This window comes from Pseudomonas sp. IT-P395 (assembly GCF_949767675.1).
Classification (GTDB): domain Bacteria; phylum Pseudomonadota; class Gammaproteobacteria; order Pseudomonadales; family Pseudomonadaceae; genus Aquipseudomonas.
In genome coordinates this window covers 88,726-103,793 of the sequence record NZ_CATKPW010000007.1, presented here as the reverse complement: position 1 = coordinate 103,793, position 15,068 = coordinate 88,726, and the positions used below count along the sequence as shown (strand labels likewise).

Genomic DNA, 15,068 nt, shown 5'->3' with positions numbered 1-15,068 from the left:
TTATTTAATTTTTATACACGCTTAGGGTATATGAACCGGACCACCGGACATTCTTTCGTTCGCCGCACTTTTGCGGCGTTTTTCATGAGATGTGAGGTAGGTAGTATGGTCCGGAACACAATCACCCCAGTGCAGATCGCCAGGGCATTGCGTGCAGCCAAGGAGCGGCACTGATGTCCAGTCTGGCAGATGCAAACGTCCAGTCGGATCTGGACATCGCCCCACTGTTGTTGTCCGCGCAGGTCTTGCGCAACGACGCCCAAGCCATCAAGGCTGCCCATGAACTGGCGCAAGTCGCCCGCGTGCAGGCCGCCAAACGCGACCGCCAGCGCAAGTTGCCGTGGTCGGAAATCGAACAGTTCACCCGCAGCGGATTAGGCAGCATCGCCATCCCGCGCGAATACGGTGGCCCGCAGGTTTCCTTCGTCACTTTGGCCGAAGTGTTCGCGATCATCTCCGCCGCCGACCCGGCGTTGGGGCAGATTCCGCAGAACCAGTTCGGCATTATCAATCTGGTACTCGGCAGCGCGACCGAGGAGCAGAAGAAACAGCTGTTCCAGAGCGTTCTGGAAGGCTGGCGCATCGGCAATGCCGGCCCGGAACGCGGCACCAAAAACACCCTGGAGCTGAAAGCGCGAATCACCGCCGACGGTGATGATTACGTGATCAACGGCCAGAAGTTTTATTCCACCGGTGCGCTGTTTGCGCATTGGGTGGCGGTCAAGGCGCTCAACGATGACGGCAAGCAAGTGCTGGCCTTTGTCCGTCGCGGCACGCCGGGTTTGCGCATCGTTGATGACTGGTCGGGTTTCGGTCAGCGCACCACCGCCAGCGGCACGATTCTGCTGAACAACGTGCGTGTCGAATCGAGCCTGGTGGTCGACAACTGGAAGATCAACGAAACCCCTAACACCCAAGGCGCGGTGTCGCAGTTGATTCAAGCCGCGATCGACGCCGGCATCGCCCGTGGCGCCATTGATGACGCTATCGAGTTCGTCAAAACCCGCGCACGGCCGTGGATCGACGCCAAGGTTGATCGCGCCAGCGATGACCTCTATGTGATCGCTGACATCGGCAAACTGAAAATCGAACTGCACGCCGCCGAAGCGCTGCTGCGCAAGGCCGGCAAAGTGCTTGATCAAGTGCACGCCGCGCCGCTCACTGCCGAGTCTGCCGCCCGCGCTTCGATCGCCGTGGCCGAAGCAAAAGTGCTGACCACCGAGATTTCCTTGCTCGCCAGCGAAAAGCTGTTCGAACTGGCCGGCAGCCGCGCGACCCTCGCCGAATTCAACCTCGACCGTCACTGGCGCAACGCCCGCGTGCACACGCTGCACGACCCGGTGCGCTGGAAATATCACGCGGTCGGCGCCTATCGCCTCAACGGCACTTTACCGGCTCGCCATTCCTGGATCTGAGACGACCAGACATCTGGAGAAAAACATGACGCTATCCCATCACGTCGCGGTCATCACCAGCGATGAGCAAGCGCTGATCGTCGCCAGCGATCTGGCCGAAGATTTCAAACGCGACAGCGCCCTGCGCGACCGTGAACGTCGCTTGCCACTGCCGGAACTCGATGTATTTTCCCGCTCCGGTCTATGGGGCATCAGCGTGCCCAGGGAATACGGCGGCGCTGGCGTGTCCAACGTAACTTTGGCCAAAGTCATTGCCCTGATCGCCCAGGCCGACGGCTCGCTCGGGCAGATTCCGCAGAACCATTTCTACGCACTGGAAGTGCTGCGCGTAAACGGCAGCCACGCACAAAAACAACGGCTGTACGCCGAGGTTCTCGCCGGCCAACGCTTCGGCAATGCCTTGGCAGAACTGGGCACCAAAACCGCCCACGACCGCGTCACCAGCCTCAAGCGCGCCGGTGACGGCTATCGCATCAACGGTCGCAAGTTCTATGCGACAGGCGCGATTTACGCACAGCGTATTCCTACTTCTGTGGTGGATGAAAACGGCGTGCAGCAACTGGCCTTCGTCCCGCGTGACAGCAAGGGCCTGACGGTGATCGACGACTGGAGCGGCTTTGGCCAGCGCACCACTGGCAGCGGTTCTGTGGTGTTCGAAGATGTATTCGTTGCCGCCGAAGACGTGCTGCCGTTTCAAAGTGCCTTCGAACGCCCGACCACTGTCGGCCCGTTAGCGCAGATCCTTCACGCCGCCATCGACACCGGCATCGCGCGCGCCGCTTATGAAGACGCGCTGCATTTTGTGCGCAGCAAAACCCGGCCATGGATCGATTCCGGCAACGACAAAGCCACCGAAGATCCACTGACACTGAAGAGCTTCGGCCATTTGAGCATTCGCTTGCACGCCACCGAAGCCTTGCTCGAACGTGCCGGCGAATTCCTTGACGCCGCGCAAGCCGAGACCAACGCAGAAACCGTCGCCGCCGCTTCGATTGCCGTCGCCGAAGCACGGGCGATCAGCACTGAAATCTCTTTGGCCGCCGGCAGCACGCTGTTCGAACTGGCCGGCAGCCAGGCGACCCTGATCGAACATGGCCTCGACCGTCACTGGCGCAACGCCCGCGTGCACACCTTGCACGACCCGGTGCGCTGGAAATATCACGCGGTGGGCAACTACTACCTGAATGACGAAAACCCTCCGTTGCGAGGGACGATCTGATGAGCGCGGCGAAAAAGAAGATCCTGCTGAATGCGTTCAACATGAACTGCATTGGCCACATCAACCATGGCCTGTGGACGCATCCGCGCGACACCTCGACGCGCTACAACACCCTCGAATACTGGACGGAACTGGCGCAATTGCTGGAGCGCGGGCTGTTCGACGGACTGTTCATCGCCGACATCGTCGGTGTGTACGACGTCTATCAGAACTCGGTCGACGTGACGCTGAAAGAGTCGATCCAGTTGCCGGTCAACGATCCGTTGTTACTGGTTTCAGCGATGGCTGCCGTGACCAGAAATCTTGGTTTCGGTCTGACCGCGAATCTCACTTATGAGCCGCCGTATCTGTTCGCCCGACGCATGTCGACGCTCGATCATTTGAGCCGTGGTCGTGTTGGCTGGAACATCGTCACCGGTTATCTCGACAGCGCCGCCAAAGCCATGGGCCTCAGCGAACAGGTGGAACACGACCGTCGCTACGATCAGGCCGACGAGTATCTGGAGGTGCTCTACAAACTCTGGGAAGGCAGCTGGGAAAACGGCGCAGTGCTCAACGACCGCGAGCAGCGGATCTACGCCAACCCGGAAAAAGTGCACAAGGTCGAGCACAAAGGCGAGTTCTATCAGGTCGAGGGTTATCACCTCTGCGAGCCTTCGCCACAGCGTACGCCAGTGCTGTTTCAAGCAGGCAGTTCCGAACGCGGTTTGCTCTTCGCCGGACGCCATGCCGAGTGCGTGTTCATCAGCGGTCAGAACAAACCGTCGACCAAAGTTCAGGTCGACAAGGTCCGCGCCAGCGCCGTTGAAGCGGGCCGCAATCCCGAGGACATCAAGGTGTTCATGGGCCTCAACGTGATCGTTGGCGCGACCGAAGAGGCGGCATGGGCCAAACACGCCGAATACCTGAGTTACGCCAGCGCCGAGGCCGGCGTGGCGCATTTTTCCGCGTCGACCGGCATCGATTTTTCTCAGTACGAGATTGACGAACCGATCCAGTACGTGAAGAGCAACGCGATTCAGTCGGCCACCAAAAACCTGCAGAACAACGACTGGACCCGGCGCAAATTGCTCGATCAGCACGCCCTCGGTGGCCGCTACATCACCGTCGTCGGCTCGCCTGAGCAAGTCGCGGATGAGCTGGAATCGTGGATCGCCGAGACTGGCCTCGATGGTTTCAACCTGACGCGGATTGTTACGCCGGAGAGCTATGTCGACTTTATTGAGCTGGTGATTCCGGAGTTGCAGCGGCGCGGGTCGTACAAGACCGCGTACGACAGTGGCAGCTTGCGCGAGAAGCTGTTTCACGGTGCGGCGCAGCTACCTGAGCAACATACGGGTTCCGCATTTCGCCGCTAAAAGCTTCGCGAGCAGGCTCGCTCCCACATTTGGAATGCATTTCCCCTGTGGGAGCGAGCCTGCTCGCGAAGAGGCACGACCAGACACCAAACATTTATGCACTGACTGGAAAAACCATCATGACCCAGAAAATCCTGTCCCACCCAGTCAAAGCACTGGCCCTGGCCCTCGGCCTGTTCAGCTCGGCCATCTTCGCCGCCGACGCCCCGTTGAAAATAGGCACCACCGCCGCCTTCGCCATCCCGCTGGAAGCCGCCGTCGAAGAAGCCTCCAAACAAGGCCTGAAAGTCGAACTGGTGGAGTTCACCGACTGGATCGCGCCGAACGTCAGCCTCGCCGCCGGCGACATCGACGTGAACTACTTCCAGCACATCCCGTTCCTCGAAAACGCCAAAGCCGCGTCGGGTTTTGATCTGGTGCCGTTCGCGCCAGGGATCATCAACAACGTCGGTCTCTATTCGAAAAAATACAAAAGCTTCGATGAGCTGCCAGAAGGCGCCAGCGTCGCCATCGCCAACGATCCGATCAATAGCGGCCGTGGTTTGCAGCTGCTGGCCAAGGCCGGTTTGATCACCCTGAAACCGGGCGTTGGCTACAAGGCCACCGAAGACGATATCGTCGCCAACCCGAAGAAAATCAAAATCCTCCAGGTTGAAGCCGTGCAATTGGTACGCGCCTACGACGACGCCGATCTGGTTCAGGGTTACCCCGCCTACATCCGTTTGGCGAAGACCTTCGATGCAGGTTCGGCACTGCTGTTCGACGGCCTCGACCACAAGGAGTACGTGATCCAGTTCGTCATCCAGCCGAAGAGCAAAACCGATCCGCGCCTGATCAAATTCGTCGACATTTACCAGCACTCGCCGGTTGTTCGCGCCGCACTGGATAAGGCTCACGGCAAGCTGTATCAAGCCGGTTGGGAAAGCTGAGCATGACGGCCGCGATCCAACGGCGACTGGAGTTTCCAGAGCCCCACAATGCTGAAAAAACCGAACTGCACCCCGAGTTGAATCGCGCCCACGTACGCTTCATCGGCCTGGGTAAAACCTACAACGGCCGGCAAGGCCCGGTCGCCGCGTTGCAGGGCATCGATCTGGCAATTCAGCGCGGTGAAGTGTTCGGCATCATCGGCCGCAGCGGCGCCGGCAAGTCGTCGCTGATTCGCACGATCAATCGTCTGGAACAACCGACCTCAGGACGGGTGTTGATCGATCAGGTCGATATTGGCGGGTTCGATGAAGACCGTCTGGTTGCTCTGCGCCGGCGCATCGGCATGATCTTTCAGCACTTCAATCTGATGTCAGCCAAGACCGTTTGGCAGAACGTTGAATTGCCGCTGAAAGTCGCGGGGGTGCCGAAAGAACAACGCGAGAAAAAGGTCCGCGAACTGCTCGAACTGGTTGGCCTGCAGGAAAAGCACAAAGCCTATCCGGCGCAACTTTCCGGTGGGCAGAAACAGCGTGTCGGCATCGCCCGCGCGCTGGTGCATGACCCGGATATTCTGCTCTGCGACGAAGCCACTTCGGCGCTCGATCCAGAGACCACCCAGTCGATCCTCGGCCTGCTTCGCGAAATCAATAAACGCCTGGGCCTGACCATCGTTCTGATCACTCACGAGATGGCAGTGATCCGCGAAATCTGCGACCGCGTTGTCGTGCTTGAGCACGGGCGGGTTGTCGAGCAAGGCCCGGTCTGGGAAGTGTTCGGTAATCCGCAGCACGAAGTCAGCCAAACCTTGCTGGCGCCGCTGCAACACGCGTTACCGGAAGAATTGCAAAGTTGCTTGCACACGCTGCCGCCCTCCTCCAACGCCGCTGTGGTGCTGCGCCTGCAATTCACCGGCAGTGCCAGCGACGAGCCGGATCTGGGCGCACTGTTCGCCGCGCTCGGCGGGCGGGTGAAATTGCTTCAGGGCGGCGTCGAACGGATTCAGGGTCACGCGCTGGGGCAACTGTTGTTGGCTGTCAGCGACTCAGCGTTCAGCGCCGAACAATTGCGCGAGCGCGCCGCACCGTGGGCGCAACGCGTGGAGGTATTGGGTTATGTGGTTTGATCGCTTGCTGCAGGGCTTTATCGATACGTTTCTGATGGTCGGCGTATCTTCGCTGATCGCGCTGCTGGTGGGGATTCCCATGGCGGTGATTCTGGTCACCAGCGACAAGGGCGGGATCTACGAAGCGCCGGTGTTGAACCGTGCCTTGGGCGCGTTCGTGAATCTGTTCCGCTCGATCCCGTTTCTGATTCTGATGGTCGCGCTGATTCCATTTACCCGGTTGATTGTCGGTACCACCTACGGTGTCTGGGCTGCCGTCGTGCCGCTGACGATTGCCGCCACGCCGTTCTTTGCACGGATTGCTGAAGTGAGTTTGCGCGAGGTTGATCATGGTTTGATCGAGGCTGCGCAGGCGATGGGCTGCCGGCGTTGGCATATCGTCTGGCATGTGCTGTTGCCGGAGGCGCTGCCAGGGATTGTCGGCGGTTTCACCATTACGCTGGTGACGATGATCAACTCGTCGGCCATGGCCGGGGCGATTGGCGCGGGTGGGTTGGGGGATATCGCCTATCGCTATGGGTATCAGCGCTTTGACAGCCAGATCATGCTGACGGTGATTGTGTTGCTGGTGGCGTTGGTGGCGGTGATCCAGTTGGGTGGGGACCGGTTGGCGCGGGGGTTGAACAAGCGCTGAGCTCATCCGGAATCATGCCGCGCCTCTGAAACCGCTTTCGCGAGCAGGCTCGCTCCCACATTTGGAATGCGTTCCCCTGTGGGAGCGAGCCTGCTCGCGAATGGCTGCGCAGCAGCCCCGAACTCGATGGCGTATATTCGGCAAATCCCAATTGCCCGCGTATCCCCACCATGAAGCAGACCCCCAACGATCTCGAACAGATCACCACCACCACCCTCGGCCACTACAACTCGGTGGCTGAAGACTTCCGTGAAGGCACCCGCGACCACGATGTCAGCCAGAACATCGATGCGCTGCTGCGGCATATTCAAGGTGTGGCGCCGTTCACGGTTCTGGATTTCGGCTGCGGGCCGGGGCGGGATTTGCAGACGTTTACGCGTATGGGGCACATCGCCGTGGGTCTCGACGGTTCCCAAGAGTTTGCGCGAATGGCCCGTGAGGACAGTGGTTGCGAGGTGCTGCAACAGGACTTTCTGAAACTCGATCTGCCGGCTGAACGCTTCGACGGAATCTTCGCCAATGCGGTGCTGTTTCATGTGCCATTGCAGGAATTGCCACGGGTTTTGCAACAGCTGCGCGATACCTTGAAACCGGGCGGTGTGCTGTTCAGCTCTAACCCGCGCGGGGATAACCGCGAGGGCTGGAACGGGCCGCGCTATGGCTCGTATCACGATCTGGAGGCATGGCGCGGGCTGCTTGCCCGCGCCGGATTCGTCGAACTTGAACACTACTTCCGTCCCGCAGGCCTGCCGCGCGAACAGCAGCCGTGGTTGGCCAGCGTCTGGCGCAAAGTCTGAGTCAGGGAGTTGCCTGCACCCGGTAGTGGCTGACGGTACCTTCCGGCAGCAGCAGCGTGATGCTCTCGCCGGGCAGGGTCCGGCCGTCCACTTCACGCGGGGCTGGATCGAAGTTGGCCAGCAGCCGAGTGCCGTCTTCAAATGAAGTCTGCTGCACCTGCCGATCCCCGCTCAGCCATTGAAAACCGGTCAACGCCTGCGTCGCTAGGCGCTCATGCAGCGGACGGAAAAATGCATCCTGACGAGCCATCAGCGGCAGTCGCTGCGCCAGCGTTGCCGCACTCAGGTGGTACAGCGGCGGCACGTTGTACAGCAATTGCGTCAGTTCGTTTTCCACCCTTGCGTTGCCTGGTTTAAGGCTGTCGAACAACCAGTGATGGGTGGTGATGAGCGAACCGTGGAACACCGCTTGATAAAGCGGCAAACGGCTGGCCGGGTCAAAGTGTATGCGCCGCAACCGTTCCTTTATTGGCACGGATTTGAAGAACAGGGCCGGTTGCTCCGGCGGAAACCACTTGCCGACAAAATATTCGGAATCCGGGTTTTTACTCATGTCGGCATCGCCCCAACCGATCACCGGTGTCTGCATGCCATGAGCGAACAGTACGCCTTGGGCCGTCGTTGCATTGCCGTCTTCTGAGCCGCTGGGCAATTGCAGCACTTCATTGATCCAGCGCGACGCCGCGACATTGCCTTCGGCGTTCTGTGCCTGTGTCATTGGGGCGTCCGCACGGTAGCTGTCGAACACCATGCCTGTGGCGTAGGCGTCGAGAAACCAGCTGTTGAAACCAGCGGCGACGCTGACCGCTTTGACCCGTTGCTCCAACAAAGGGCGCACGCAACGCGGGTCGGTGTAATGACCCGACTGCTGAAAGCCGCTTTTCATCGTGCGATCTTCCAGCAAGATGGCGCACTCACGGTAAGCCGTGTCACCCAGATGTGCGGTGGTCCAGTCTGGATTCTCATCCCGCCTCAGCGCGGTCTCGTAAGAGTCATACGGTGCAAGCAGATACCCCGCCTGCACGCCCGCGCGAACCGCCTCGGGATGCCAGAGGCCGCCCTCCCAGCCCTCGCCAAGCCCCAACCACAGGCGCGGCAGCCCAGCGTTCTGCAATCGCTCAATCGTATCCAGCGACAAAGTGCTGCCCCATTGCTCGGAATTGGCTGTCACGGCACCCGCGAACTCGCGGGCCAGTTGCCCGCGCAAGGCAACATAACCGTTGGCCAGTGCTTGCATGTCCGGCACCGCGCGGGCTTGCCAGGTTTTGCGCGCCTGAGTGTTCAGCGCGTGATTGAGGCTGCGCAGCAGCACGTCTTGCTGATAACGATCGAGCACCGTTTCGGTGGCCAGCAACTGCAAGCCTTCGCGATCCATGCCTTCGCGCAATGCGCCGGCAAGGCGGCTCGGGCCGCGCAACTTGCCAAGCAACGCCGGCCAGTTACGCACATCCTTTTGCCCCAGCAGATCGTTACCCCACACGTAGACATGACTGGCGCCCAACAGCTTTCGCGACGCCGGTGTTTTCTCAAGCTTGCTGCTCAGGCTTTCGTAACGGCCGGTGTCGATCAGCCATTGCCGGTAGCGTTTGGCGCCGGCCAGCGGGTCGGCGTCACCCAAAAACAGGCTGAACGTCAGCGGTGTCGACGGCTTGAGTGAGGTGAATTGGTGGCGCACCGACAAAGCCAGCGAATCGCCTTCAGCGTTGAACTGCAGTTGTTTGTTAAAGGGATTGGTCAGCAACCAGCTGAGGCTGAATCCCTCATGCTCGACACCCCAGATCGGCAGACTCATGTCCTGAGTGGCATTGAGCACCCCTTGACGCACCAGAAACGCCTGCCACACCGGATCGCCGCGCGGCACATAATGCCCCTCGGCCAACGGCCAGATCAGGGCCTTGCCCATGGCATTGCCGGGCTGGCGCAAGAACTCAAGTTCAGCCGGGGCGCGTGCGGTGATCGAGAACGTCAGGTCGCGTTGATCGAGATCAACGCTGAGTGACCAGGCGCCATCGTTCCATTGCCAGTCGACGCGATTGTCGCGTTGCACCAGGTTGCTGACCCTGTGCGCGGCGACACCCGTCGATGCCTGTACAGTCGCGCCGTTGGCCGGGGTGACTCGCACGGCGAGGGTTGCGGGGTCGAGTTGTACGCGCCACAGCGGGTTCACCAAAAGGATGTCGGCCAGCGATGAGGGCGACAGGCACAGGCCGGCCAATAACAGCAGTTGGCGCAGCCAGCAAGTGACAGTCGACATCAGGCGTCCCTCCTCCAAATGGAGGAAGGACGGTAACGCAAGGCATCACAGTTGTAAGTCAGACCTTTCCCAAAGGTGTAACAAACGCACTCAGCGGGTCGATGACGAAGCGTCCTTCTTCGGCTCGCGAATCTTGTACCAGGCCACATACAGCGCCGGCAGGAACAGCAGCGTCAGCAACGTCGCCACCACAATCCCGCCGATCATCGCGTACGCCATCGGTCCCCAGAACACTTCCCGGGCAATCGGGATCATGCCCATGCTCGCCGCTGCCGCGGTCAACAGGATCGGCCGACGCCGATGCTCAGTCGCCTCCACCACCGCATCCCACGGTGCATAGCCCTTCTTCTCGAACTCATCGATCTGCGTCACCAGAATCACCGAGTTACGGATGATGATGCCGATCAGCGCGAGAATCCCCAGAATCGCCACAAAGCCCATCGGCGTACCGGTCGGCACCAGCGCCAGCACCACGCCGATCAGCCCCAGCGGCGCGACACTCGCCACCAGGAACATCTTCTGCACGCTGTGCAACTGGATCATCAGAAAGGTCGCCATCAAAAACAGCATCAACGGCAAGACCTTGGCAATCGGCCCCTGCGCCTTGCCGCTTTCCTCGACCGTACCGCCGGTGGCGACCTTGTAGCCGACCGGCAATTTGTCAGCGAAGGCATCAATCGACGGCTTGAGGATTTTCACCAGATCGGTCGGCTGGATCTCGTCGCGCACCGAAGCCTTGATGGTGATGGTCGGCAAACGGTCGCGACGCCACACCAGCGGCTGTTCCAGCTCATAGCGCACAGTGGCGAACGCCAGTAACGGAATCGATGTGCCGTTGGGTGTAACGATCTGCAGATTCTGCAGGGTTTCCGGCGTACCGCGCTCCGAATTCACCGCCCGGCCGACCACATTGATCAGATAGATGTCGTCGTTGACCTGGGTCAAAGGCGCGCCGCTGACGATGCTGTTCATCAGGTTCGCCACGTCTTCGGAGGACAACCCCAGCTGCCGCGCCTTGTCCTGCGCGATGTCGATGCGCAGGACTTTGCCCGGCTCGTTCCAGTCGTAAATGATCTCGCCGATGTGCGGGTTCTTGTCCAGCTCGGTGGCGAGGTCGATGGCGTGTTTGCGCACTTGATCGATGTCCTTGCCGCTGACCCGGTACTGGATCGGACGCCCCACCGGCGGGCCCATTTCCAGCGCCTGGACGTAACTGCCGATGCCGACGAAGTCTTTGTGCAAGCGCTCGCGCAGACGCTGACTGAGTGCCTCACGGGCCTCGAAGTCTTTGCTGACGATCACCAGTTGCGCGTAGTACGGGTTTTGCAATTGCTGGTCGAGCGGCAGATAGAAACGGATCGCGCCCTGACCGATGTAAGTACTCCAGCGCACGATGTCCGGATCCCCCTTGAGCGTCGCTTCGAGCTTGTCGACAGCCTTGCGGGTTTCGTCGATCGAGGCGTTTTGCGGCAGGTTGAGGTCGACGAGAATTTCCGGGCGGTCCGACGCCGGGAAAAACTGGTTCTGCACAAAGCGCATGCAAAAAATCGACAGAACAAACAGCAGTACGGTGATCCCGATCGCCCACCAGCGATTGCGCATCGCCCACAACAGGCCGCCATTGAACGCACGCCCGACGCGGCCAGGCTCGGCTTCATGGGGTTTCACGTTGGCGCTGAGAATGTGCACGCCGATCACCGGAGCGAAGAACACCGCGACAATCCACGACACAATCATGGCCACGGCAATCACCGCAAACAGCGTGTAGGTGTACTCACCGGCGGAACTGGCGTTGAGGCCGATGGGCACGAAACCGGCGACGGTCACCAGTGTACCGGTGAGCATCGGGAACGCCGTCGAGGTGTAGGCGAACGTCGCGGCCTGCTCCTTGGTCTCGCCCATTTCCAAGCGCGTGACCATCATCTCCACGGTGATCATCGCGTCGTCGACGAGCAGGCCGAGAGCGATGATCAGTGCGCCGAGAGAAATCCGCTGCATGGTGATGCCACTGTATTCCATGAACACAAACACCATCGCCAGCACCAGCGGGATCGAGCATGCCACCACCAGGCCGGCGCGCACGCCGAGGCTGATGAAGCTGACCACCAGCACGATGATCACCGCCTCGAACAGGGCACTGGTAAAGCCACCGACCGCTTCTTCCACCACCACCGCCTGATCGGACACGGTGTGCACACCCACGCCAACCGGCAAGTCTGCGGTCAGTTCATCGATGCGCTGGTGCAACGCCTTGCCAAACTCCTGAACGTTGCCGCCCTTCTGCATGGCAATCGCCAGACCGATGGCCGGTTTGCCGTCGAAGCGGAATTCCGGGGTAGCCGGATCGGTGTAACCGCGAGTGATGTCGGCGATGTCAGCCAGGCGATAGAAACGGTCGTTGAGTTTGAGATTGACCTCGGCCAGATCCTTTTCCGAGGCGAACTGCCCCGAAGTGCGCACGGAAATCCGCTCAGGGCCGGCCTCGATCACACCGGCCGGGGTCACGGCGTTCTGCGATTGCAGGCTCTGCACGACCTGACGCTGATCGATACCCAACGCCGCGAGTTTGCGGGTAGAGAAGTTCAGATAAATCACTTCGTCCTGCTGGCCGATCATTTCGATCTTGCCCAGCCCCGGTACATTGCGGATCTCGGCCCGCGCCTGTTCCACGTAATCGCGTAACTGGCGCATGGTCAGGCCATCGGCGGTGAAGGCGTAGACCGAGCCGAACACATCACCGAACTCGTCGTTGAACCCGGGCCCTTGAATACCTTTGGGGAACTGCCCGCGAATGTCGTCGATCTTCTTGCGCACCTGGTACCAGATTTCCGGGATGTCCTTGGCGCTGGTGGTGTCGCGCAGGTACACGTACACCGTCGATTCGCCGGGGCGCGTGTAACTTTTCACGTAGTCGAGGGAGTCGAGTTCTTCGAGTTTTTTCTCGATGCGATCGGTGACCTGCGCAAGGGTTTCCTCTTGGGTCGCGCCCGGCCATTTGGTCTGGATCACCATGGTCTTGATGGTGAACGACGGGTCTTCTTCGCGGCCCAGATTGAAGTACGAGAACACGCCCATCAGCAATGCGACGAACATCAGGTACCAGACGAATGACTGATGCTTGAGGGCCCATTCGGAGAGGTTGAAAGAGCCTTTCATTGACTGTCCTCGTCAAGTTTTACCGATTGTCCGGGTTTGAGGCTGTTGACGCCCGCGCTGACCACGCGCTCGCCATTCTTCACGCCGCCCGCGAGCACTACGCTGCTGTCGGTGCGACTGATCACGCTGACGTCGCGAGGGCTGACGGTTTTGCTCTGGGTGTCGATGACCCAGATCCGTGGTTTGCCGTCGACCTCCTGCAAAGCAGTAGCCGGCAATTCGATGCGCGGTTTGATCGCCGAACTGAGGGTCACGCTGATCGCCGTGCCGAGGCGGAAACCGTCCGGTGTCTCAGCCAGCGTCAGGCGTGCGCGACGAGTACGCGTGGCGCTTTGCGCCTGCGGTTCGATCTCGCGAAGGGTTGCCGTGGTGTTGATGCTCGGGTCGAGTTGCCCGGCCACCAGAAACACCACGTCGGAGGGAATCTGATCGACCAGGGTGTCCGGCAGATCGATCACCGCTTCCTTGATGTCCGGTTGCGCCAGGGTTACGACCTGCTGGCCCGCCGTCACCACTTGCCCGGCTTCAGCGTTCCACGCGGTGACCACGGCTTTATGGTCGGAACGCAGTTCGGTGTAGCCGAGCTGGTCCTTGCTTTGATTGACCGCCGCCCGTGCCTGGTCCAGCGAGGCCTGGGTGGTTTTCAAGTCCGTGGTGGCAATGTCCAGTTGTGCCTGCGCCCCGACGCCACGATCGAACAGCGCCTGCTGACGGCGGGCATTGGCCTGGGCATTGATCAGTTGCGCCTGAACCTTGGCCAGGTCGCCCTGGGCCGAACGCAATTGGTTCTGCTGATCAGACGGATCGAGGGTGGCGAGCAGCGTGCCCTTTTGCACTTCGGTTCCGACATCGACGTTGCGGCTGGCGATGCGGCCACCGACGCGGAAACCGGTGTTGCTTTCATAACGCGCCTGGATGCTGCCGGCGAAACGCCCGAGGCTTTCCTCGCTCAGCGCTTGAACCTTGACCGATAACACCGGACGTACCGGCTCCGGAGGTGGCTCGCTTTTCGAGCAGGCCGCCAGCAACACCCCCACGGATAACAGCCCCAGACGCTTCATGGCTGTGCTCCCGGTTGCAGATCCTTGTAGGTGTTTTCAGCGATTTCGACTTTCATGCCGGGATGCAACAACTGCCCACCGGCGACGATGACTTTTTCCCCGCCCTTGAGGCCTTCGCTGATGATGACCTTGCCGATCAGGTAGCGGCCGACGGTCACGTTGTGCAACTGCGCTTCACCTTTATCGTCGACCATCCACACCGCCGGATCACTGATGTTTTTGGTCAGCGCCGACCATGGCAATTCGACTGCCGACTTGCCGCTGCCCTTGGCCGTGGCGCTGACCACCGAGCCCAGCTGCATCCCTTGTGGCAAGCTGTCGAGGCTGACTTTGACTTGCACCGTGCCGGACTGCGCCGACACCGCCGGGGTGATTTCACGCACCGTACCGGTGGTTTTGATGGCAGGGTTATCGAGCAGGCTGACGACGATCGAGGGATCCGCAGGACGCTCGGCCAGCAGCGATTCGTAGACGTTGAACACCGCGTCACGGTCGCCGTCGCGGGCCAGCGAAAAAATCGGCGCAGTGGCCTGCACGACCTGGCCGACTTCGGCCTGACGCTCGGTGATCACCCCCGGTGCATCAGCGATCAGTGCGGTGTAGCTCAACTGGTCCTTCGCATTAGCCAATTGCGCCTGCGCCGCACTCAAGGCGCTCTGGCTGCTGCGCAGCGCCGCTTGGGCGGAATCGTATTCGCTCTGGCTGGTGTAGCCCTTGGGCAGGAGTTTTTGCTGGCGTACGAACGCCGCGGCACTCTGTTTCACCCGGGCTTGTTCGGCGACTACCTGAGCCTGGGCGGAGTCGACGTTGGTCTGCAAATCCTTGGGATCGAGTTTGGCCAGCACCTGTTTGGCGGTGACCCGGTCGCCGACGTCGACCATGCGCTGGATGATCTTGCCGCCGACGCGGAACGACAATTCAGTCTGCACGCGCGCCTGCACGTCACCGGTCAATGTCACCGAAGCCGCGTAATCCGTGGGTTTGACCTCTTGTACAAAGACCCGTGGCAGGTATTCCTCAGGGGCTTTTTTCTCGCCGCATGCGGTCACCAAGGTGAACAGACTCAGCATGACCGCTGTTTTCAAACCGGGACTCGCCATGCAGACTCCTTCCTGTGTACG

11 protein-coding genes are annotated in these 15,068 nt (G+C 60.5%); 7 read left to right on the top strand and 4 right to left on the bottom strand.

Annotated elements, in window-relative coordinates:
* The first annotated feature begins 173 nt into the window (after nucleotides 1-173).
* The 7 genes from ACM6IN_RS06575 to ACM6IN_RS06545 all read left to right on the top strand — a co-directional run bounded on the left by ACM6IN_RS06575 (nucleotide 174) and on the right by ACM6IN_RS06545 (nucleotide 7,476).
* The gene (locus tag ACM6IN_RS06575) at nucleotides 174-1,415 is read left to right on the top strand and encodes an SfnB family sulfur acquisition oxidoreductase (protein ID WP_414915629.1); all 1,242 of its coding nucleotides are present in this window, start codon (nucleotides 174-176) and stop codon (nucleotides 1,413-1,415) included.
* 25 nt (nucleotides 1,416-1,440) lie between these two features.
* A complete protein-coding gene (locus ACM6IN_RS06570; protein ID WP_095113925.1) occupies nucleotides 1,441-2,634 on the top strand; it encodes an SfnB family sulfur acquisition oxidoreductase in 1,194 nt (397 codons plus the stop codon).
* Nucleotides 2,634-3,992, top strand: coding sequence for an LLM class flavin-dependent oxidoreductase (locus ACM6IN_RS06565; RefSeq protein ID WP_414915628.1), 1,359 nt, complete (start codon nucleotides 2,634-2,636; stop codon nucleotides 3,990-3,992). The genes ACM6IN_RS06570 and ACM6IN_RS06565 overlap by 1 nt, the downstream gene beginning before the upstream one ends.
* Nucleotides 3,993-4,111: 119 nt before the next feature.
* The gene (locus ACM6IN_RS06560; protein WP_110720697.1) at nucleotides 4,112-4,921 is read left to right on the top strand and encodes a MetQ/NlpA family ABC transporter substrate-binding protein; all 810 of its coding nucleotides are present in this window, start codon (nucleotides 4,112-4,114) and stop codon (nucleotides 4,919-4,921) included.
* 2 nt (nucleotides 4,922-4,923) lie between these two features.
* Nucleotides 4,924-6,045, top strand: coding sequence for a methionine ABC transporter ATP-binding protein (locus ACM6IN_RS06555; protein WP_414915627.1), 1,122 nt, complete (start codon nucleotides 4,924-4,926; stop codon nucleotides 6,043-6,045).
* Nucleotides 6,035-6,679, top strand: coding sequence for a methionine ABC transporter permease (locus ACM6IN_RS06550; RefSeq protein ID WP_034151854.1), 645 nt, complete (start codon nucleotides 6,035-6,037; stop codon nucleotides 6,677-6,679). Before ACM6IN_RS06555 ends, ACM6IN_RS06550 begins: the two co-directional genes overlap by 11 nt.
* 170 nt (nucleotides 6,680-6,849) lie before the next feature.
* The gene (locus ACM6IN_RS06545) at nucleotides 6,850-7,476 is read left to right on the top strand and encodes a class I SAM-dependent methyltransferase (protein ID WP_095113921.1); all 627 of its coding nucleotides are present in this window, start codon (nucleotides 6,850-6,852) and stop codon (nucleotides 7,474-7,476) included.
* Nucleotide 7,477: 1 nt separating this feature from the next.
* On the opposite strand, the gene ACM6IN_RS06540 is transcribed toward ACM6IN_RS06545, so the two are convergent.
* From ACM6IN_RS06540 to ACM6IN_RS06525, 4 genes are all read right to left on the bottom strand, one after another.
* Nucleotides 7,478-9,730, bottom strand: a complete 2,253-nt coding sequence (locus tag ACM6IN_RS06540; protein ID WP_414915626.1) for a glycoside hydrolase — start codon at nucleotides 9,728-9,730, stop codon at nucleotides 7,478-7,480.
* Nucleotides 9,731-9,820: 90 nt separating this feature from the next.
* Complete coding sequence (locus ACM6IN_RS06535; RefSeq protein WP_007918721.1) at nucleotides 9,821-12,886, bottom strand: efflux RND transporter permease subunit; 3,066 nt, start codon at nucleotides 12,884-12,886, stop codon at nucleotides 9,821-9,823.
* Complete coding sequence (locus tag ACM6IN_RS06530; RefSeq protein WP_095113919.1) at nucleotides 12,883-13,947, bottom strand: efflux RND transporter periplasmic adaptor subunit; 1,065 nt, start codon at nucleotides 13,945-13,947, stop codon at nucleotides 12,883-12,885. The genes ACM6IN_RS06535 and ACM6IN_RS06530 overlap by 4 nt, the downstream gene beginning before the upstream one ends.
* Complete coding sequence (locus tag ACM6IN_RS06525) at nucleotides 13,944-15,047, bottom strand: efflux RND transporter periplasmic adaptor subunit (RefSeq protein ID WP_007918719.1); 1,104 nt, start codon at nucleotides 15,045-15,047, stop codon at nucleotides 13,944-13,946. The genes ACM6IN_RS06530 and ACM6IN_RS06525 overlap by 4 nt, the downstream gene beginning before the upstream one ends.
* Nucleotides 15,048-15,068 lie beyond the last annotated feature (21 nt).

Bases quoted from the DNA above. Each gene is read 5' to 3' on its own strand.
- ACM6IN_RS06555 (WP_414915627.1), top strand. From the start codon at position 4,924: ATGACGGCCGCGATCCAACGGCGACTGGAGTTTCCAGAGCCCCACAAT.
- ACM6IN_RS06550 (WP_034151854.1), top strand. From the start codon at position 6,035: ATGTGGTTTGATCGCTTGCTGCAGGGCTTTATCGATACGTTTCTGATG.
- ACM6IN_RS06560 (WP_110720697.1), top strand. From the start codon at position 4,112: ATGACCCAGAAAATCCTGTCCCACCCAGTCAAAGCACTGGCCCTGGCC.
- ACM6IN_RS06575 (WP_414915629.1), top strand. From the start codon at position 174: ATGTCCAGTCTGGCAGATGCAAACGTCCAGTCGGATCTGGACATCGCC.
- ACM6IN_RS06525 (WP_007918719.1), bottom strand. From the start codon at position 15,047: ATGGCGAGTCCCGGTTTGAAAACAGCGGTCATGCTGAGTCTGTTCACC.
- ACM6IN_RS06530 (WP_095113919.1), bottom strand. From the start codon at position 13,947: ATGAAGCGTCTGGGGCTGTTATCCGTGGGGGTGTTGCTGGCGGCCTGC.
- ACM6IN_RS06570 (WP_095113925.1), top strand. From the start codon at position 1,441: ATGACGCTATCCCATCACGTCGCGGTCATCACCAGCGATGAGCAAGCG.
- ACM6IN_RS06545 (WP_095113921.1), top strand. From the start codon at position 6,850: ATGAAGCAGACCCCCAACGATCTCGAACAGATCACCACCACCACCCTC.
- ACM6IN_RS06535 (WP_007918721.1), bottom strand. From the start codon at position 12,886: ATGAAAGGCTCTTTCAACCTCTCCGAATGGGCCCTCAAGCATCAGTCA.
- ACM6IN_RS06540 (WP_414915626.1), bottom strand. From the start codon at position 9,730: ATGTCGACTGTCACTTGCTGGCTGCGCCAACTGCTGTTATTGGCCGGC.
- ACM6IN_RS06565 (WP_414915628.1), top strand. From the start codon at position 2,634: ATGAGCGCGGCGAAAAAGAAGATCCTGCTGAATGCGTTCAACATGAAC.